The sequence below is a fragment of the Clostridium sp. DSM 17811 genome (assembly GCF_018861905.1).
GTDB lineage: Bacteria > Bacillota > Clostridia > Clostridiales > Clostridiaceae > Clostridium_AD > Clostridium_AD frigoriphilum.
The window spans coordinates 1-20,425 of sequence record NZ_JAHLDU010000017.1 but is presented as its reverse complement, the minus strand read 5'-3'; the positions used below and the strand labels follow the sequence as shown (position 1 = coordinate 20,425).

The 20,425-nt window shown below is 30.3% G+C and carries 18 protein-coding genes; 3 read left to right on the top strand and 15 right to left on the bottom strand.

Features of this window, described 5'->3' with window-relative positions:
• Window positions 1–3: 3 nt before the first annotated feature.
• The 6 genes from KPL44_RS17860 to KPL44_RS17835 form a co-directional block, all read right to left on the bottom strand.
• A complete protein-coding gene (locus tag KPL44_RS17860; protein WP_216252929.1) occupies window positions 4–918 on the bottom strand; it encodes a sugar phosphate isomerase/epimerase family protein in 915 nt (304 codons plus the stop codon).
• Between the two features lie 23 nt (window positions 919–941).
• On the bottom strand, window positions 942–1,913 hold the full coding sequence (locus KPL44_RS17855; RefSeq protein ID WP_216252926.1) for a sugar phosphate isomerase/epimerase family protein: 972 nt from the start codon (window positions 1,911–1,913) through the stop codon (window positions 942–944).
• A 13-nt stretch (window positions 1,914–1,926) separates the two neighbouring features.
• Entirely contained in the window at window positions 1,927–2,370 is a 444-nt protein-coding gene (locus tag KPL44_RS17850; RefSeq protein ID WP_216252924.1) for a C-glycoside deglycosidase beta subunit domain-containing protein, read from the bottom strand.
• 17 nt (window positions 2,371–2,387) lie between these two features.
• Window positions 2,388–3,491 (bottom strand): Gfo/Idh/MocA family protein, encoded by a 1,104-nt coding sequence (locus KPL44_RS17845; RefSeq protein ID WP_216252923.1) that lies wholly within the window; start codon window positions 3,489–3,491, stop codon window positions 2,388–2,390.
• A gap of 199 nt (window positions 3,492–3,690) precedes the next feature.
• On the bottom strand, window positions 3,691–6,108 hold the full coding sequence (locus tag KPL44_RS17840) for a GH39 family glycosyl hydrolase (protein WP_331702788.1): 2,418 nt from the start codon (window positions 6,106–6,108) through the stop codon (window positions 3,691–3,693).
• A 264-nt stretch (window positions 6,109–6,372) separates the two neighbouring features.
• On the bottom strand, window positions 6,373–7,323 hold the full coding sequence (locus KPL44_RS17835) for a flavodoxin family protein (protein ID WP_253201832.1): 951 nt from the start codon (window positions 7,321–7,323) through the stop codon (window positions 6,373–6,375).
• Between the two features lie 213 nt (window positions 7,324–7,536).
• Here KPL44_RS17835 and KPL44_RS25460 point away from each other — a divergent pair, with 213 nt between their 5' ends.
• The gene (locus KPL44_RS25460; RefSeq protein ID WP_367302958.1) at window positions 7,537–7,773 is read left to right on the top strand and encodes a YitT family protein; all 237 of its coding nucleotides are present in this window, start codon (window positions 7,537–7,539) and stop codon (window positions 7,771–7,773) included.
• A 61-nt stretch (window positions 7,774–7,834) separates the two neighbouring features.
• On the opposite strand, the gene KPL44_RS17825 is transcribed toward KPL44_RS25460, so the two are convergent.
• From KPL44_RS17825 to KPL44_RS17790, 9 genes are all read right to left on the bottom strand, one after another.
• Entirely contained in the window at window positions 7,835–8,008 is a 174-nt protein-coding gene (locus tag KPL44_RS17825) for a hypothetical protein (protein WP_216252920.1), read from the bottom strand.
• Between the two features lie 251 nt (window positions 8,009–8,259).
• Window positions 8,260–9,354 carry a plasmid pRiA4b ORF-3 family protein gene (locus tag KPL44_RS17820; protein ID WP_216252918.1) on the bottom strand — a complete coding sequence of 365 codons (1,095 nt, stop codon included), beginning with the start codon at window positions 9,352–9,354 and terminating at the stop codon, window positions 8,260–8,262.
• A 258-nt stretch (window positions 9,355–9,612) separates the two neighbouring features.
• Window positions 9,613–10,695: a 2,3-butanediol dehydrogenase gene (locus KPL44_RS17815; RefSeq protein ID WP_071611617.1), complete on the bottom strand. Its 1,083-nt coding sequence runs from the start codon at window positions 10,693–10,695 to the stop codon at window positions 9,613–9,615.
• 359 nt (window positions 10,696–11,054) lie between these two features.
• Window positions 11,055–12,998 carry a sigma-54-dependent Fis family transcriptional regulator gene (locus KPL44_RS17810; protein ID WP_216253035.1) on the bottom strand — a complete coding sequence of 648 codons (1,944 nt, stop codon included), beginning with the start codon at window positions 12,996–12,998 and terminating at the stop codon, window positions 11,055–11,057.
• Window positions 12,999–13,910: 912 nt separating this feature from the next.
• Window positions 13,911–15,296, bottom strand: a complete 1,386-nt coding sequence (locus KPL44_RS17805) for a glutamate decarboxylase (RefSeq protein WP_216252916.1) — start codon at window positions 15,294–15,296, stop codon at window positions 13,911–13,913.
• 31 nt (window positions 15,297–15,327) lie between these two features.
• Window positions 15,328–15,606 (bottom strand): GNAT family N-acetyltransferase, encoded by a 279-nt coding sequence (locus KPL44_RS17800; protein WP_216252914.1) that lies wholly within the window; start codon window positions 15,604–15,606, stop codon window positions 15,328–15,330.
• Between the two features lie 83 nt (window positions 15,607–15,689).
• Entirely contained in the window at window positions 15,690–16,589 is a 900-nt protein-coding gene (locus KPL44_RS17795) for a hypothetical protein (protein WP_216252912.1), read from the bottom strand.
• Window positions 16,590–16,729: 140 nt separating this feature from the next.
• Window positions 16,730–16,858 (bottom strand): hypothetical protein, encoded by a 129-nt coding sequence (locus tag KPL44_RS25870; protein WP_301182977.1) that lies wholly within the window; start codon window positions 16,856–16,858, stop codon window positions 16,730–16,732.
• 119 nt (window positions 16,859–16,977) lie between these two features.
• On the bottom strand, window positions 16,978–17,847 hold the full coding sequence (locus KPL44_RS17790; RefSeq protein WP_216252909.1) for a PilZ domain-containing protein: 870 nt from the start codon (window positions 17,845–17,847) through the stop codon (window positions 16,978–16,980).
• A gap of 304 nt (window positions 17,848–18,151) precedes the next feature.
• On the opposite strand from KPL44_RS17790, the gene KPL44_RS17785 reads away from it, so the two are divergent.
• Window positions 18,152–19,270: an NAD/NADP octopine/nopaline dehydrogenase family protein gene (locus KPL44_RS17785; RefSeq protein WP_216252908.1), complete on the top strand. Its 1,119-nt coding sequence runs from the start codon at window positions 18,152–18,154 to the stop codon at window positions 19,268–19,270.
• A gap of 213 nt (window positions 19,271–19,483) precedes the next feature.
• On the top strand, window positions 19,484–20,272 hold the full coding sequence (locus tag KPL44_RS17780; RefSeq protein WP_216252907.1) for a hypothetical protein: 789 nt from the start codon (window positions 19,484–19,486) through the stop codon (window positions 20,270–20,272).
• Window positions 20,273–20,425: the final 153 nt, after the last annotated feature.

Below are 20,425 nucleotides of genomic sequence, written 5' to 3'. Positions count from 1 at the left end.
TATTTATATTACAAATTGTCTAAGATATTTTGCACTTAAAATTACGGCCTTCTTTGCATCTTCAACGGAGCCTTCAAATGCTTTATCCTCAACTTCAATACATGTGTATCCTTTGTAACCTATATCAGTAAGCGCTGAAACATATTTACCCCAATTAACATCGCCAAGTCCCGGTAATTTAGGTGACATATATTGAAGTGGTGTTGCCATAATTCCAACATCGCAAAGTTTATCCTTGTATATCTTTATATCCTTATAATGTACATGAAAAATCTTATCTTTAAATTCATATAATGGCTTAATATAATCAATTTGTTGCCATATAAAGTGCGATGGATCATAGTTTATCCCGAAATTGGGACTATCTATTATTTCAAAAACTTTTCTCCAATTTGCTGGTGATGTCATAAGGTTTTGTCCACCTGGCCATTCATTATCTGAAAATAACATTGGACAATTTTCAATTGCAATCTTTACACCTTTTTCTTCTGCATATTTTACAATTGGAGGCCAAACTTCCTTAACTATTTCTAAATTTTCCTCTACTGTCTTTGAAGGTACTCGTCCTACAAAAGTAGTAATCATATTAACATCTAATTTACTAGCCGCATCAATTAATTTATATATATGTTCAATATATGTTTTCCTTTTTTCTAAATCAGCATCAATTGTATTTGGATAATACGCTAAAGAAGATATTTCAACACCTTTTTTAGAGCAATAGTCTTTGATATAAATAGCTTTTTCATCATCTAAAGTATTTACATCAATATGGCTTACCCCTGCATATCTTCTATCAACTTTTCCTTTAGGCCAACATGCAACTTCAAGGCACTCTAATCCATTTTCAGACGTAAAATCTACTAATTCCTCAAAACTTAATTCTCCTAGTATTGCACTAATAAAACCTAATTCCATAAATTTTCACCTCTCATAAGTATTTAACTTTCCAATAACTTTCTTTCCATCATAAGATGTTTTTTAGTCATTTCGATTGCACGTCCAGATGCATGATCTTCATACTCTGACATTATATATCCTTCAAAATCCGAGTTTTGTATAACAGGTAATATCTCCTGATATGGAATACTCGCTTCATGGTTTTGTTCGTCCATGTAATGGAATTTACCATGAAAGTGAAAACAATATGGGATTATATTTTTTAGTCCTTCTAAATCTGGTTCTTTACGAAACTGCACGAATCCATACATTCCTTCAAGTGCCCCAAATACTGGTCCACCTGCCCCTACTTCTATTAATTTTTTTCTAGTTTCCTCTTTTGGAACATCATCATATCTCATCTTAGCAGCTAATTCTAAATGTTCTAGTTTTGCTCCTGCTTTCAATGCATCATCCCAAATTGGTTTATTAGGTTTCGTTGCAAAACATCCAAAGTCAGGAATCAATCCAATAAATTTTGAACCTGATTCTTTAATAACTTCAATATATTCTTTAACAATTGGAGTTGATGGAGTTTCAGGATTATGAATTTCTATACCAACTTTTATTCCATACTCTTCTGCATAAGGGGCTAATCTTCCTAGTGCTTTTGGAGATAACAGATATTGAGCCCTCATAATTTTACATCCTAATTTATGTGCACTTTTCAAATCAATAATAGCACTAGCTAATAATTCATCTTCTGTTAAGTTACGCCCTGGAATCATACCTCTATCTTGGTTTGCACTATAGCAAATAGGCTTGATACCATATTTTTGTGTACAATTTTGAACTAAACCTAAGAATTCATCACTTACATATGGATAAGAAGGATTCATTTGTGTCCCTACAACTTCATATCCTTCAGCACCCATTTGTGCAGCAATACGAACACAATCTTCAAATGATAAAATTCCTCTTGCATATTCGGCTGTAAAACAATATAGAGTTACACCTAATTTAATATTACTCATATTTTTCCCTCCTTTAATCTTCTTTAATACTTAAAACCTTTTCACCACAACTGTCTAATGGCATATAATTCGAGTCTTCTGCAGATGCAGATAGTGGCATATAGGGAACTCTTAACATTAAGTGTACTTTAATATCATGATTTCCAGCACTTAAGCCGCTCTTTTTATGTACCATTATATGAGCTGGTTCAATTAGTTGCCAAAATTCACTTATTAAATTAGAAAATTGATTTACATTAAATTCTTTATTATTTATACCAAAAGTAACCTTTTCGTCAGCAATTTCTTCACCATCAACTGTAACTTTAAATTCATCAATACATGAAAGATAGTGTCCTCTATAATTACTTAAACGCATATCAAAAAGAAATCCTCTTTTTTCTCCATTTACATAAGTATTCTTTAAACTATTGTCGCAAATAACATCAACAAAATTAATTCTCATTGCAAATCCCACATTAAGACCTCCTATTTTTAAAATATAATTTCTTTTCCGAGTGCAGCTGATTTATAGATATAATCAAGTATTTTTGTTACGATAAAAGCCTGTTCAGGTTTTACTAATGGCTCTGTATTGTTTTTAATAGCCTCTAACCATTGTTTTGCTTCTACCATCTCTGGTGATGATGCACTTCCTTCAAAGAATGAAATACTTCCTGCTGCTGAATTTTTTTCTTCTACTAGCATTCCATGATGAGCTCTGTTGTATATTAATTCATTTACTGGGAAACTCATTCCTGATTTGATTTCTGCTCCTGCCTTTGTTCCACAAAGTGTAGTAGATGCTTCCTTAGACTCTACTACATTTAATGCCCATGAAGATTCTAAGAAGATAGTTGCTCCATTTTCCATTTTAATAAATCCAAATGCTGAATCTTCTACTTCAAAAGTTTTAGGATCCCACGGTCCAAACATATTGCCTTCAGGGCCGTCTTCCAAATTCCCTAATTTATAAAACACAGAACCCGTTACTGAAACAGGTTTATAATTATCCATCATCCACAAAGTTATATCAAGTGCATGTGTTCCAATATCTATTAATGGCCCCCCACCTTGTTGTGATTTATCTGGGAATACTCCCCAAGTTGGAACTGCTCTTCTTCTAAGTGCATGTGCTTTTGCAAAATAAATATCACCAAGTTCTTCTTTTGCACAAGCTTCATGTAATGATAGTACTTCAGGGCGAAATCTATTTTGATATCCAATCGTAAACTTCTTTCCTGATTTCTTCCAAGCATCAATCATCGCTTGAGCTGCATCGGTTGTATGTGCCATTGGTTTTTCACACATTACATTTTTTCCTGCCTCAAATGCTGCCACCGTAATTGGACTATGCATTACATTAGGTGTTAATACATGAATTACCTCTATCGATTTATCCTTTAACAATTCATTATAATCTGTGTAAACCTTTGCTCCGGGTGCCCCAAATTTTTTAGCGGCTTTAACAGCTCTTTCTTCAACAATATCGCAAAATGCTACCATTTCACATAAATCCTTGTGGAATGTTAATGCGGGGAAATGCTTGTTATTTGCAATACCTCCACATCCTATAATACCTATTCTAATTTTACTCATTTTTATTTCCCTCCTATTGTTACATTTCTTATTTTTCTTACTACCTAAATTATACTTTTTTAAACAGATTCAATCATCCAATTAATTACACCTAATTCAATTAACTATTGCCCAGTTTTATATTTAAAAAATTTTCATAAAAAATAAGGTCAAAAACAGTACGTCTGTTTTTTGACCTTATTTTATATTGACCTTGATATTAATCTTTATATGATATGTGTATCATGCTAAACTCATGTGCTGTTAAATTAATCTCTAAATTCAACACATTTTCATCTACTTTACATCTTTTTATAGACAACCTAGGTGTTGAAATTCGTTTTAAATACTCTATCTCATCCTTCCCTAAATCGTCAAACTCATCCATTTTAACCCATTCATCTAGTACACTTCCATTTTGTCTACTTACTGAATAAGTTTTTACATCATATTGCCCATTCAATACATTTTTAATTTGAAAATTCAAACATAAATCTTCATAATTATTGAATATTTTATCCTGCTCACTTGCCTTAATTTGATCCTCTGCTTTTAAATAATAGTAATAATTAAAATGTTTATAATTATGACAAGCTATATAATATCCATTATGATTGTTAGCAGTTATAATATAATTGTTCCCTTTATCTATAATACTATTGCTCATTCTATTCATGAATTCAATGGCATAAAATGGTGGTTTTTTTATTTCATCCTTCGAAATTAAACCTGCACCACCATTTAACAATATGTTAGAATCATAAAACTCTGAAAATAAATCAGAACCAATCCAATACCCTAGTAAATCTACTTCATATATATTATCAATAATAGTTTTCATTACATAAGCACCTTTATAACAGCTATCATTAGTATAATTACGACTAGATATTGTGTCATTCCATTCAGTAATATATAATTCTTTCACATTCCATTGTATATCTTTCAATATTTTATTAATGTATTTGGTCTCATTTAAAATAAAATTTTTATCCGTGGTGCGTTTTGAATATTTCTCACCTTTCTCACTCCCTGCCAAATATGGATAAAGATAAACTGATAGAAAATCTGGCTGAATACTTTCAGCTTTCCACTCTGTAAAATCTTTAATTAACTGTTTTTGTCCATAATCCACACAAAATCCTGCTCCACCAATTTTACAATTTGGAATATAACGTTTTAACTCTGTATATCCCACATTAAAAATAGTAATATAATCAACCTGTATATACTCATTAAGGTTGTCTTTCCACATTTCAAAACACCAAGTCTGAACCTCCTCACCACCATATCTCTTAACAATATGAGTAGCAAAAGCCTTTACAATATTTCTCCATTCATTGATGTTCGAAAAAAGTGGTTTATCTTCCTTAAATATAATTGGTTTACTTACTGTTCTATTAACTCTCTTAGGTTTTTGCCCAAGTTCAATAAATGGTTTTATATTATATTTTACCAAGAAATCTAAAACTCTATCTATTTTATCAAAATTATATTTCCCTGTTATATCTGATACATTTACATACATATCATGTCCAAATATATCCCAAAACCTAACAAATTTAAATTTCAAATCATTTTTTAATATTATTATATGTTCTTGCATATCTGAATGTAACAAATCGCTTGCTACTCCAATGTTAATGACTTTATCCCAATTCTTTTCATATTCTTTTTTGCTGTTTGTATCTACAATTATATACTGGTTATCTTTTACCTTATCTGATTTGTTTTCTGACAAATTTCCTTCAAAATGAGTCTCAAGTCTAGATAATATAGTTTTCTTATAACCAGCATTATCGATTTCATCTAGACTATTATCTTTGTCTTTTGTTAGTTTCTTTTGATATACAGAAGGCGTCATATTATAAGTTGCTTTAAATAACTTGTTGAACACAGCTGTATTCGCAAATCCATTATTCAAAGCTATCCTAGTAATAGTTGTATCCGTATATAATAACTCCTCTAACGCATGATGCAATCTAACATTATTTAAATACTCTATAAAGTTCATTCCCAGTTGTTTCTTCAAATATCTTGATAAATAAGCGTTAGATAAATGTAACTGATTGGCTAAATCATTAAGGCTTATTGCTTTATTATAATTACCTTGAATATAATTAGTAATCTCATTAATTCTATCATCATATTTGCTAGTCATATTATGAAAACGCTCATCTGCATTATGTATTAGAAAACTACTTGTTAATAAATTTAATAATTGATAAAACAGACTATATTCGTAAAAATCTTCTTCTCCCTTTCTATTTAAATAATTATTAAAGATTAATTTCAATATTCTCCTAACTTCTTGGTATGAATCATCTTTATCTATAGTTGAATTACACCAAAATAATATTAAATTATTACCAAGGAAACTACTTAGTTTTTGAAATGAAATATAGAAACTTGCCATAAGAATATTTTCTGAACACTTATAACTATGTTTTTTATTGGCATTAATAACTACGAAATCATCCTGCTCCAAGTGGAATTTATCAGCTTCAACTTCTAATTCCATTTTACCTTCTAATATATAAACTAACTCAATCTCTTGATGTGAGTGAATTCCCATTCTTTTATTATCCATTATATTGTATGTAATTATTTTTTCTCTACCCATACTTACATCTTCCACCTAATAACCTCCATGCTTTTTAGACTCTCAGTACCTTTAAATTGAACATACCTTCTTTATGATTCTATATGTTGATCTTAATGATTGCAAGTAGGGTTATGAATTTAATACTGCACTGGGATCCCCCTAAGTGCAGTATTTTTATTAAAACCTATTTAAATTATTATTCTGTCTACTTTAATGGTAACACATCAATTCATAATACTCTTTTATATTACAAAAGCTGATACACAAATAGAATTTATGTATCAGCTTCTCACTATTTCATTCACCATAGCCTTTATATTTCTCAAGTAATTCCTTTTTATTCGGTATTTGACCAGGTCCAACAGCTTTTGTAGATATTTCTATACAATGCTCAAGTTTTCCTGCATAAAATAAACGGGAGCGTTTTTTCTGAGCCTCACTAAAGTTTACTTTAATTTCTCCATCCACTAAGCTTAAATCTCCACTAATTCCGCAAACCGGGCATTCTACCTGATTTTTGTTATGAACTATGGTTAACATGTCACAATGGCATACAGGACAAACACCTTCTTCATTTCCTCTCCATTTACTCATTTCTTCTTCATTACTATGAATGGCCTCAGACATATTTTGACCAAGCCTTACCATACGCTCCATTACTTCTTTATTTCCTACTACATGCTCATGTGCCATGGCACCAAAATACTCATATTTATCTACTACATCTATTCCCATTGACATCGTAAATTCATACATTGTTGGCATTGCAAATGATAACCAATTTTGCGTCAATGCGCCACCAACAGTAATTAATGCAGCGACTCTAGGTTTAAATGATCTCTCATCCGGTAATTCATTTGGTTTTTTACCCATTTTAATTCCGTTTTCTTTTGCATTTGTTCTAAAAGAAATATCATGAGATGGCCCTAGCCTATCACATACTGTTTTAAAATTACCAGTAGGTGATAAAACATATGTAGGCGAGCCAACTATCACAGCATCACACTCTAATAATGCCTCATCAATAATATTCATATCATCTTTTAAATGACACTTTCCATTGCCTCCACCTAATAAACTTATTACACAAGAAATACAGCCTGTACAATTTTTAATATCTAAATCATCAGCACGAATAAATTTAATCTCTGCTCCTGATTTTTCGCATTCCATTAATGCAGTCTTAATCATTACCTCAGTATTGCTCATTTTTCTTCCAAAAGAAATACCTAACACCTTTTTTTTCATAATTAAATCTCCTTTATATATAATCTACTAGTATTTTCTAAAATAAATCATCCACTACTTGTCACTTTTTAAATCTAACTTGCTTCCTATACATTCATTCTACATTTAAAAAAATACATACACATCATTATAATTATCTACTTTTATTTATATATTTATCTAAAATTTAAATCTTAGTGTTCTTTGATTAAAACAGATTAAAATTTATAATATATAATTATCCTTTATTCTTTATTCTTTATTCTTTATTCTTTATTCTTTATTCTTTATAGATTCTTTATAGATTGTTTATTAATTGTATTTTCAATTACCTCTATTCTAATACCAAACGAATTAATAATTGGCGGACTAACTGGAGTATCAATCATACTAGAAAAGTTAATTCATATTAAATATATAATCCGCGGCAAGAAATCAAAAAAGGATAATAAACTATTATCCTTTTTGTAATGTAATCTCCATTATATAATCTTATAAAAATTAATAAAGCTTCATAGTTTTAAATTAAAAACTATGAAGCTTTACTAATTTCTATTTCTTCATTATTAGCATTCTCGATATTTCTAACAAGATTATTTAACTCTAAGTAATAAGATCCACTGTGATTGGGTTGAGCCAATAACATACCTATCATAGCCTTCTTAATATTTTTAGAACCAAATATTTCTTTCATAATTTCTTTCATAAATCATCCTCCTAAATTTTATTTATAATGTTATGATACTCTAATTCAAATAAAAGTACAAAGATGGAAAACATAAGAAATCGTTTTAAAATACTAATAAATCATGAACATTTTGTTAATATTCTAGAAATCCTATCTGAAAATATTGTAAGATTATTTAAAATTTTAACAACATTTCAAATGGAAAGTCGTTAAAAGAGGAGTTACCTCCTATTGCCACTTCCACTAGGACACAAATCACTTCTTCTAATTTATCTGCGCAAAACATTTTTCAAACGTCTATTTACAGAATCCGAATCATAGTCCTTATACCTCTGACCCTGCGCCCACCTTTTCGTATTTTCATATTCAGCATGATTAGGATTTTTCATTGTTTTTAAAAATTCCTTGTATCCAGTAATACCACCAACATCTTCTGGTGGAGTATTACCACTCCCCATTACACATGTTGGATAATTTTTATCATAATTCGCATTAACACCTTGTATAGTAATTTCATGCTCCCAGTTATCCCCGTAGTCATAACAATAAACTATTCTATATTTCTGATTAGTGTATTCTGAAATATCAACCTGTGAATCTAAAAGTATTTTACATTCCTTCGATTCTTCATAAATTTCCTCAAATTCACTAATAACATTTGAGACATATTTACCTGAATCATCAATAATATTGAATTCATACAGATGGTAGTCTTTCCAGTCAAAAGCGACTTGGAGTATTTCATGAAGCTCCTTAAATGTAGTATTTATAGGAGTTATAATTCTTCTCCATGCTATTTCAGGATATAATTTAAGCTTAACTATTAAATCTACTGCCTCACACCTAACAATTTCTTCACCAGCAAATATTTTAAGATCCTTGCTTAAGAGTTCATACGGATAGTGATAATCAGATTCCTTACTCATTTTTACAATGTCCGTATTAATTATTCTAGTTGCCGAAGTTTGAAAAAGTTCACTTAATTCTAAATTATCTCCAAGTCCTTTTATAAGTTCACAAGCTTTATTAAGCCTAGCCACATATTTCGAACCTCTTGTCTTCGAATAAATAAATTCTCCCGAACTTTTCAAATACTTATCTACGATTTCTTCCTTAATTTTTTCATCTCTCAAACAATTTCTAATTCCAATAATGAGTAACTCATTTAAATTTTTAAATTGTTTTGCTTTTAACCCATAAAGAACAAATCCGAATCTATTGCTATCATTTACCATAACAATTGTCTTTCTTCGATTTACGGTAATCAAATGTACACTCCAGCAAAAGAAATCTTCCTCTTCAGTTTCATTTTGAAGCACTATTCCCATCTCATCTTGTAGTTTCTTTGTACAACATATTTGCATTTTATCCCCCCTTAACCCTGTCTTTCGGAATCCACTCCTATTAATTTATAGAATTATTTTATTATAACATTTTATTGTCATAATTGACCTAAAAAACTATCATTTTCTTGTGTGATCGTGGAATTTGACTTTAATAAAAAATAAAACATAGGATTAACGATATTGTCGTTAATCCTATGTTTTATTTATTTTTTATATCTACGTTTTTCTCTGCATAACTTAAAAATCAAAAGTGATACAAAGTCATTCGTTGTTTAATTAACAGTCAGATAAAAGCGACTTATCCGGAGTTACAAGTATTTTCACATGTTTCTTCTTTTCTGGTCCAGTTAAAGCTGCGAACCCTTCTTCTACTATATCATCAAGAGCTATCTTTTTAGTTATATATCCTTCAGCTTTAATTCTTCCATCACTCATTAAAGCAATTGTTGATGGGAATTCATGCCTATACGCTAATGTTCCTACTATTTTCTTTTCAGTGAATACCAAAACATTTGGATTAAAGCTTACATCACCTTCCCAAATGCTTGTTATAACCATAGTTCCTTCGTATTTTAAACTATCAATACCTATATCAAAACCTATTTTTGCTCCAGTAGTTTCAAACGCTGCATCTACACCTACTCCACCTGTAAGTTTTTTAACTTCCTTAGCTATATCAACTTCATTTGGATCAAGAACAACATTTGCGCCTGCTCTTTTTGCATATTCTTGTCTTATTGATTTTCTTTGCAATACTATTATAAGTCTTGCTCCTGCAGCTTTTAAGCATTCTATTGTTGCAAGACCTATTGGGCCTGAACCAAGTACAATCGCAGTATCTCCTGTATTAAAATTAGCCATTCTAATAGAATGAAGAGCAACTGCTATTGGCTCTATCAATGCTGCTTGTTCATAGGACATATTGTCAGGTATTTTATGAACATATTCTTCTGGGAATACAGTATATTCAGCAAGTCCACCGCCACTTCCACAAAGTCCATGAAATCCTAATGATGAGCAAAGATTATATTTTCCTTCTTTACATGCTGGGCATTTACCACAAGCTACAATAGGTTCCACTGTAACTCTATCTCCAACCTTAATATTAGTTACATTTTCTCCAATTTCTACAACGTCACCTGAAAACTCATGACCTAAAACAACTGGTGCAACATTACCACTTATAGGATGAGGTTCTCCGACTGGTATAAAAATTGGTCCTCCTAGGTACTCATGTAAATCTGATCCACATATTCCACACCATTTTACTTTAATTTTAATATTTCCTTTAGTAACCTTTGGTTCTTCTATTTCTTCAACTCTAACATCTCTTACTCCATACCACAATGCTGCCTTCATAATAAAAATCCCTCCTAAATGATATAATTATATGTTTTATTGTTAATTTTCTCACATACTTATATAGCAATTATCATTCCAAGATAATAATTTCAGCATAATATTAAAAAAAAAGCATTTACCTCATTGCTAAACTTTCTTAAATCACTGCTGTATAATAGCTACCACTTAAAAAAATTAATTATTTTTTCTCATCTTACAAAATAAAAAGCCTGATAAAAATTATTGAAAATAGCCTCAATCTCAAAAAGACACACTAATTAGTGTGTCTTTTTGACATTTTACATGTTTTAACTCTCTTTTTAGTACACTTTATAGTTATTTGTTTTAAATTTGAAAGTTAAATATGGAATATATATTTAAACATTGTTAATATTATATTTTTTAATTTTTCTGTACATAGTAGATCTACTTATTTTCAACATTTTAGCTGCTTTTACTAGGTTCCCATGACAAAATTTAAGAGCCTTTATTATACTCTCTTTCTCTAAAATATCTATAGGTATAATGTCTATATCTTTAATTTCTTTATCTTTAGTTTTTTCTATACATTTATTTATTTCTACTATATCTGAAGACTCTAATCCAATTATATTATCTTCGCTTGAATAATAATCTCTTTCTATAACATTCCTAAGTTCTCTCACATTACCTGGCCATTCATATTCCATAAGATTCGTGATATAATTTTTATTCATGACTTTGATTTTATCATTATTTTTCATATTTAGCATGTCTATGAAATATTTTGCAAGTACTCCTATGTCCTCTTTTCTTTCTACAAGTGGAATAGTTTTTATATTCATTACATTTAACCTATAATAAAGATCCGCTCTAAAAGTTTTCTTTTTTACCTCTTCTTTTAGCCTCTTATTAGTTGCACATATAATTCTAACATTTAACTCCTTCTCATAGGTTCCACCGACTCTAACAATTTTATTGTTATCGAGTACCCTTAATAGTTTAGATTGAATATCTAAAGGAAGTTCTCCTACTTCATCTAAAAAAATAGTTCCTCCATCTGCAAGCTCAAATTTTCCAGGGTGTCCCTCTTTAATCGCTCCCGTAAATGCGCCTCTATCATACCCAAAAAGTTCACTTTCTACCAATTCTCTTGGTATAGATGCGCAATTTATAGCTACAAAAGGTCCCTGCTGCCTTTTACTATAATTATGTATTGATTGAGCCACTAGCTCTTTACCTGTACCACTTGAACCTTCAATTAGTATATTACAATCACTTTTTGCAGCTTTCTTTGCAAATTCTATTAAACTTTTCATTTTTTCATTATCACTTATAATATCATCAAATTTATAGGTTGCTTTATATCCCACTACTTTATTAACCAACTTATGTACATATTGCGTTTCTCTAAAAGTTATAACGCTGCCCATAAATTTATGATTAACTTTCATAGCAACAGCATTTATTATACATTTTATTCTCTTATTTCTTATATGAAAATCACATTCTATATTATTATAAGCTTGCCTAGAACTCGATATCATATGATCAAAATTTAAATCTTTTAGTGTTTCTTTTATGTTCATTTTAAATATTTCATTTTGTGTTATTCCTAAAATATTTTCAGCCCTGTCATTTATCCTTTTGATATTAAAATTCTCATCAATAACAATCATACCCTCCACTATTGAATCAAAGGTTATGTTTAATAAATCATAAGAAATAATAAGTGCTAGCTGCTTTTTTATGGACTCCGCTGCTGCCGTAACAATTCCTAATGTATGTAAATGTGCATCACGACAAATACCTGACATATTTATACACCCTATTATATTTCCCTCTTCATCATGAATAGGCGCTGAAGAACATGTCCAAGAATGTTGATTTATACCATAATGTTCAGCCCCTATTGTCTGTATAGGTTTATCTAAGTGGATCGCTGTTCCTATAGCATTAGTGCCCACTGCCCTTTCTGTCCACAGAGCTCCTTTTACAAAATTCAACTCATTTGCCTTTTGTATAATATTACTTTCTCCAATAATATCAAGTATATATCCATCTCTATCTGATAAGAACAAAGCAAATCCAGAACCCGCTATAATATTATGTATATCCTCCATTATAGGACGGGCTACGGAAACAAGTTCCGCATTTTCTTTGATTTTAGATTCTACAGATACCGCATAAGCATCATTACCACGACCATCCATAAAATCTACACCATATCCCTTGCATCTTTTCCAGGAGTCTGCTATTTCTAATCTTACATCATTATTCATATTCCCTTGCTTCACAAATTCTTCCCACGCCTTAGAAATAAACCCCATATACTCTGACATATTCTTCATTCCACCCTCCCTTTTGTGCCACCCACGTGGCAAGTGGCATTTTATTATATTATACTATTTTATTATGAGAAAGCAATTTGAAACTGTTACCACTACAATTGATAGCAAAAGTTATTCTGTAAATAAGGTATCATGTTAGGGTGTATTTAAAATCAATATTTTTATGTTAAATATTTGAAATTTATATTGATATTCTATATAATTGAATAAGGACATACTTAAAATAAAAATTCAAGCAAATTTTAGTTAAAAGACAACAACTATTATTGTTAAATGCTTATTATATTAGAAACTAAGAGGGAGTGGTATTATTATTCTGAATAATATATTTATACTTTTCATATTTATAGTAGGATTGTGCATTATTCTGTATGGAATGACGAGAACAGAAACAAATTTCGATATGCTTAGATATGCTTTAACTACAAATACAAAAATTGAAAATAAAAAGGGGTATGTAAAATCTTATAAAATTAGCTCTTTAGTAATAGGGTTTTTATTCTTAACGTTAAGTGTTCTATCGTATGCTGAGGTATTTTCTTTTTGGTATACGACTTTATGTTTTCCTTCAATAATTTTATTGAAATTTATAATGAGACTGTTTATTCAATTTAAATATTCTAAAAAATCTACAACGTAAGGGATGTTTAAATATATTATTTTAGTGGTTAATTATTGTGTAATTTGTTAAAGGGAAAACATTTTTATTTCTATGCGAGACAACTCAAATAAAAAGACATATCTAAGAGTTTTTCTATAATATACCCTATAGAGTAGACAATAAAAAAAGCCGCTCTATAGGGCGTTTTTATGGATATTCCCGTCATCAACGGTTATCTACAGTATATAACAAAACATTAAAAGGTATATTTACAAGAAAATTTCACCTAACCTCACATCTAATTAATGATGGAAACTAACTTTGTCGTGATTATTTAATACTGGGTTTTTCTTTAAATACTCCAGTTCTTTACGAAAATCACGAAGTAGTAAAAATATCATGTCCCTACTAACTCCATGACGAATTAAAATACGTTGTACGGTCATATTTTGACGATCACTTGGGAGTGGATAGGATGCAATTTGCCAACCGTGCATTCTTAAACGGTCAGAAAGATCGTAAAGTGAAAATCCTGCTTCCTCTTCATCTTTTAACGAATAACAAACTGCTGGTATACCACCGTGTCCATCATATAATATTTCCAAAGTATCTATTTCCCTTAATTGCTCACCTAAATACTGAGCAGTGCTAGCACATTCACTTTGAATTGTAGTAAAGCCATCACGACCCAATCGTAAAAAGTTGTAATATTGAGCAATAATTTGACCAGCTGGCCTTGAAAAATTTAGAGCAAACGTCGGCATTTGTCCCCCTAAGTAATCAACATTAAAAATTAACTCCTTAGGCAGATCAGCCACAGTCCTCCAAATTATCCAACCAACGCCAAGTGGTGCCATACCAAATTTATGACCTGATGCATTAATTGATTTGACTCTAGCAATGCAAAAGTCCCACTTAAGCTTTTTCTGTATAAATGGGGCAATGAATCCTCCACTAGCTCCATCTACATGAATAGGTATATCAAAACCTTTTTCATTTTGAATCTTATCTAAGGCTCCAGCTAGCTCCTCTACCGGTTCATATATTCCAGTAAAAGTACTACCCAAAGTTGCTACTACTCCAATTGTATTTTCATCACAATAATCATTTAGCTTATCTGGATTTATACCTAATTCATCTTCGGTTATTGGAATCTCTCTAATTTCCACATCAAAGTAACGTGCAAATTTATGCCAACATATCTGAACAGGCCCACATACAATATTAGGATTATTAGTAGATTTCCCCTCGGCTTCACGCCTCTTACGCCACTGCCATTTAAGTGCAAGCCCCCCAAGCATCGCAGCTTCACTTGATCCCGTTGTTGAACATCCAATGGTATCTTCTTTTTCAGGTGAATGCCATAAATTTGCGAGTATACTCACGCATCTATGTTCAATTTCAGAAGTTTGAGGGTACTCATCCTTGTCTATCATATTTTTATCGATTGACAAATCCATGAGCTCATGAACTTCATCTTCGATATATGTTGTGCAAAATGTTGCTAAATTTTGACGCGCATTTCCATCCATAAAAAGCTCATCGAGAACTAATTGCCTAATTACTTTAGGATCTGAAGTTGTTTCAGGCAACTCATTTTTGGGAAGCTGATCTAGTGCTATTGAATTAGTATAAAGATCCTTAAACTCATCTTCATCTCTACCTTTTTTATAATGATATAATGTCATAGTCTATTCCTCCTTGCTCCCTGCGATAATGTTATTTTAACATTAATACATCTAAATACTTGTCATTTTTATTCAATTCCGCTTTAGCGTAAGGACAGATAGGAATTATTTTTTTGTTTGTATCTCTCGCTAAACTAACAATCTTTTCTAACAATTGTCTAGCTACATTTTGACCTCTTAACCCATCAGATACAAAAGTATGATCGATGGTTATCGCATCTCCATGATATGCAAATTCCATCTTAGCGAGTGGTTTTTCTTCATTATCACCCACATAAAAACTCTTTACTCCTTTTTTTATATCTAACAAAATAATACCTCCTTTAGTATAAATATATTTATTCTTTTATAATGATAATACTACATTAAATCATCTCGTGCGAAGTTGCAATATTAATTATTTATAGCTGTTATCATTAATTTAGGAATCCCTCCAGTAGAAGTCACTTCATTAATCCAAATATTAAAAATATCCTCACCAAACATTATCCCTTGATAATTTACAAATAGATTTTTTGTGAATGAATTACTTATTGATGCCTTATATTTTGGATAGAAAATCAAATCATAATTCTTAATAAAATAATCTTTATTTTGTATTTTTACAACCTTACCATTAATTTTAGCATTTATAGGATATTTTATTTGCTCAGCTAATCCCTGCTTATCACCATTTACTACATAACTTTGAATTTTGCGAGCAAATTCCTCAACATCTTTGTCCTTTTTAGTATTTAAAGCTACAGCATACCTTTTCCCATATACGTCTGACGCAATGTTACTTTTAAGTGTTAATGTAAATGGATAGCTACTTTTATTATCAGCGCTTACCCATTTACCCTCAATTTTATCAACTGTTTTCATTGTTCCTGTAAATATACCCGTATTTTTACCTTTGGCATCATATTCATATAGAATAATATCTTTTTCATCAGACTTTCCTTTTAGTTTAATCTCCTTCTTCTGCTTTTCATAAAAATATGTCCCTACTATCTCTTTGTTCTGCTTATAAATACTCATTTGAATTTTAATATTATTTTTTATAGTTCCCTCATAATCATAATATCCTTTTTTAAACATACTTTTAGTAATATCCATATTTTCTAGCAAACTAGAAAACGATTTACTATTAGTATCTTTATTACTTTGGGCTTTAGTTACTGTTTTTGCTGTGGCCGCTGTTTTTGTCTGTTCTTGATTACTACTACTCTGAGTATTATTAACATCCTGTTTTGCACTTGAACACCCTGTCATTAAAGTAGTTATCATAATAATTAGTATTATTTTCCTCACATTAAGCCCTCCTATGTGTATAGCATATTTACCTTATTATAACATAATGCATGTTATTTTCATTAGTAGTATGAGCTAAAATCAGAAAAGGTATAACAAAATAAAATTGCTATACCTTAAACTTTGAGTTAAGTTTTTTACTAACCATTTACTATAACTGGATCATTATCTCCTATTGTTATTGTAACTTGATTTTCTACATATAATACCTCTTCTTTTAGTCCTAATGCCTTTGCAACCTCTATATTCTTGAAAAATTTAGTGTTCATATTTTTTTCTTCCTAATATTTTGTTTTCACATATTCTTGCTTTCCTATGTCTTTATTTTATGCTTATTTAAGTTATAAGAATGTGATTTGAATCAAATTATTAGGATTATAAATTTTTTTTATATAAGTCTCTCAAAATTATGATTTTTAGGCCTAGCATAATTAAACTTTAGTCCAAAACATTCACGCGTAAGTAATCCCTTTTCTGAAGAAAAATCCACTACATGCTCTAAAACTTGAACTATCTTTTCTTTTTCTGAATCAGTAATATCTAATTTCACTCCATATATATATTTATTTTCTTCAACCTTTTCTCTCCATGACATATAACCTTTAGCATAAATTTTTGTATCAGCAATAACTATACTAAATTCTAACATTGTATTCTCATCTATTACTAAATTAATATCCGTAATAAATTGAATACCATCATGTGAGATATTATCTATTCGTATAGTGACCCACTGCGAAATGCCCGATTTATTACTTATTTTATGCACTTTCATTTTCGCAACAAAATTATTATTAAGTTTATATCTTTTATATGTTCTTCTATCAACATTCACCGTACATTTTCTAATACAATCTACGTCATATGAACAATTACCAGAATTCTCTAAAGTTCCATTTTTATTTAACTCATTAAGCCTGCTCATAAACTGTTCATGGTCATCATCGCCAGCCTTATTAATAAACTTAACTCCATATCTATATATGCCACCATCGACTTCTTCTTTCCTCACAATATAGCCATAAAAAGCAGTACACTCCTCTTCAACGGTCAACTTAAACTCAATAATCATAATATCACTTACTGGCAAATTTAAGCTAGAAAGAAACTTGAGTCCACCAGAACTGATATTTTCTACACAGATATTTCCTTTTCCTGTAGTGACAATTTTATTATTAAATTTAACAATAGAAATTTGTGTACAAATTGGTGTCTTACATTCAATTCTAGAATATTTTCTAATGCCTCTTGTTTCCATAAAACCGTCCTTTCTAAATCGAGATATATTACATATTTAATACATTTTATTATCGTACGATTACGTTAAGCCCTGAACTATCACTCTCTAAAATTTATACCTAATATGTCTTTAGTATATGTGATAAGACAAAAAAAATTTACTTACTTATCTTCATTTAAAAGCAATTCAAAGTAAAACAGATAAAACCGAAGCTTGTTTAAGATATATTTTACATTTGAGTTATACTGGGGTTATATGAGCTTATATGATATAATACTAATATAGATCAAAAAAAATAAAATATTATTTAGGAGGACAACAAATGAATATATGTATTTTAGGTGGTGGAAATATAGGTACACTTTTAATGGGAGACATCGGAAGAAACAAGAATATTTCTGTTCGATTATTGACTTCCAGACCAAATGATTGGAACCATATTATTGAGGTTTGTGATAATGATGGCACAATTAAACACACAGGGAGAATAGATATTATATCTAGTAACCCAGAGGAAACAATAAAAGATGCTGACATCATTATATCCACACTTCCATCTTATATATTTAGCAAAACGCTTCAAAGAATAAAACCTTTTCTTAAAAAAGGAGTTTGGATTGGCATGATGCCAGGTAACGGTGGTGGAGAATTCTATTGTAGCGATCTTATTGAAAACGGCTGTACAGTATTCGGATTTCAGAGAGTTTATGGCATAGCTAGATTAAAGGAGTACGGAAAATCTGTATATGACCTAGGTAAGAAAGAAGAGCTTTTTATAGGAGCTATTCCTGCTAGTAATACCTCAGAAGTATGCAAGGCATTAGAGACCATACTTAGCATGAAGTGTAATCCACTAGAAAATTTTCTGCAAGTTTCACTTACACCAGCTAATCCAATTCTTCATACTGCAAGACTTTATGGAATCTTTCACGATTATAAAGAAGGAGTATATTTTAAAAATATGATTCAATTTTATAATGAGTGGACGGATGAATGTTCAGAAATGTTAATAGCTACTGATGAAGAGGTTCAGAACTTGTGCCTAAAGCTCGGGACTATTGATTTGAAGAAAGTCGGTTTTATAAAAGAGTATTTTGGAGCAGATTCCTCGCATCAAATGACAAAGCAAATTAGTGGTAAGCCTGCACTTAAGAATATAGAGTCTCCGCTTATAAAAACAGAAAATGGGTATATTCCAGATTTTAATTCAAGGTACTTTCTAGAAGATTTTCCATATGGACTATGCATTATTAAGAGCTTTTGCGAATTAGCGGAAGTTAAAACTCCATTTATTGATAAAATTCTTATGTGGTTTGAGAGCTTTTTCGGGGTTGAATATTATGTAGATAATAAATTTATAGGAAAAGATTTAAAAGGTCTTCCTCTTCCACAAAATTTCGGGATAAAATCAATAGAAGATGTGTTTGCATATTATAAGTAAATTAGGATTATCCTCGACAGTACTACATTAAAGTACTGTCGAGGATTTTTTTTGATAAATGAGTGGCCTTTTATCTTGTTAAATATTTTCAATGTAAAAACTACTAAATTCAATGTTATAATAATACTATTCTTCTTTAAGCTTAAGAAGACTAATGTTAAAGCTATTTAAATATAAAACATTATCTAAAATTTCTTAAGGAGAAGACGTAAAATGGGAAAAAAATATAATAAACACGAAAATGATTCTGAAAACATTAATAATTTAATCAATCATGACGGAATCGGTAATACTAAAAAATCAGCAATAATTCTTTCGCAAAAAGAAGTAGATAGATTTCTTTCTGCCAAAAAGTTATCTGGGCTTGCACTAAGTATTGGTGTATCTTTATGTAATATGGCAGTTATTTCGTCAATATTAATGTACACCCTCATAGATGACTACATTATCCGAGAGAATATGCTTGGACTAATAGTACCATTAGCTATCCTTTTATCCGCTATACCTTTTTTAATTTATTCCGGTAAGAAGTTGAAAAAGTACAAACATCTCAGAAGTGGTTTTGATTATTCTCTTGATGTAGCTTTAACTATTGAGATAAAAGACTCTGCTTTTGTATTAATTTACTTTTGGTCCTCCTTTATTGCTGGATGCCTCTTTATTATGTCACCTTCAGCAATTTGGATGGAGAACAAGTTTTATAATGACCAATCTAATTATGGAGTAGTTGCTATGCTTACAATAGTTTGTATTGCTGCTTTTATATTCATCTATGTAGGTTGTATTAATGAGGGTTACAAAATACTTTTAAATAAAAAGGACTATTCAAAAATAAAGACCCACCATAATAAACTTACCCTTAGAGTTGTCGCTGCAATTTGGTCACTTTCAGGATCTATTTTCTTTATTAGCGGATGTATTTTTAGCCAATGGAATATTATTATATTCCCTATTACAGGTATTTTAGTATATATCTATAATAAATCACAATACTCTACTTAATCTAAAATTGAATATATGTATATATTAAAAGGGAATTCATTTTGATATGCTCCCCTTATGGTAGACAGTTAAATAATAAAACTGTTTACTATAAGGAGAGCTATTTTTTATGGGAAGAAAATCAATTATCTCAGACCAACAAAAAATCAAGGC

What these genes read in the sequence shown, in the direction of transcription:
- KPL44_RS17860 (WP_216252929.1), bottom strand. Translation starts at nt 918, where the DNA reads ATGGAATTAGGTTTTATTAGTGCAATACTAGGAGAATTAAGTTTTGAG.
- KPL44_RS17855 (WP_216252926.1), bottom strand. Translation starts at nt 1,913, where the DNA reads ATGAGTAATATTAAATTAGGTGTAACTCTATATTGTTTTACAGCCGAA.
- KPL44_RS17845 (WP_216252923.1), bottom strand. Translation starts at nt 3,491, where the DNA reads ATGAGTAAAATTAGAATAGGTATTATAGGATGTGGAGGTATTGCAAAT.
- KPL44_RS17835 (WP_253201832.1), bottom strand. Translation starts at nt 7,323, where the DNA reads ATGAAAAAAAAGGTGTTAGGTATTTCTTTTGGAAGAAAAATGAGCAAT.
- KPL44_RS17825 (WP_216252920.1), bottom strand. Translation starts at nt 8,008, where the DNA reads ATGAAAGAAATTATGAAAGAAATATTTGGTTCTAAAAATATTAAGAAG.
- KPL44_RS17820 (WP_216252918.1), bottom strand. Translation starts at nt 9,354, where the DNA reads ATGCAAATATGTTGTACAAAGAAACTACAAGATGAGATGGGAATAGTG.
- KPL44_RS17815 (WP_071611617.1), bottom strand. Translation starts at nt 10,695, where the DNA reads ATGAAGGCAGCATTGTGGTATGGAGTAAGAGATGTTAGAGTTGAAGAA.
- KPL44_RS17810 (WP_216253035.1), bottom strand. Translation starts at nt 12,998, where the DNA reads ATGTCAGAGTATATGGGGTTTATTTCTAAGGCGTGGGAAGAATTTGTG.
- KPL44_RS17805 (WP_216252916.1), bottom strand. Translation starts at nt 15,296, where the DNA reads ATGACATTATATCATTATAAAAAAGGTAGAGATGAAGATGAGTTTAAG.
- KPL44_RS25870 (WP_301182977.1), bottom strand. Translation starts at nt 16,858, where the DNA reads ATGAACACTAAATTTTTCAAGAATATAGAGGTTGCAAAGGCATTAGGA.
- KPL44_RS17790 (WP_216252909.1), bottom strand. Translation starts at nt 17,847, where the DNA reads ATGGAAACAAGAGGCATTAGAAAATATTCTAGAATTGAATGTAAGACA.
- KPL44_RS17785 (WP_216252908.1), top strand. Translation starts at nt 18,152, where the DNA reads ATGAATATATGTATTTTAGGTGGTGGAAATATAGGTACACTTTTAATG.
- KPL44_RS17780 (WP_216252907.1), top strand. Translation starts at nt 19,484, where the DNA reads ATGGGAAAAAAATATAATAAACACGAAAATGATTCTGAAAACATTAAT.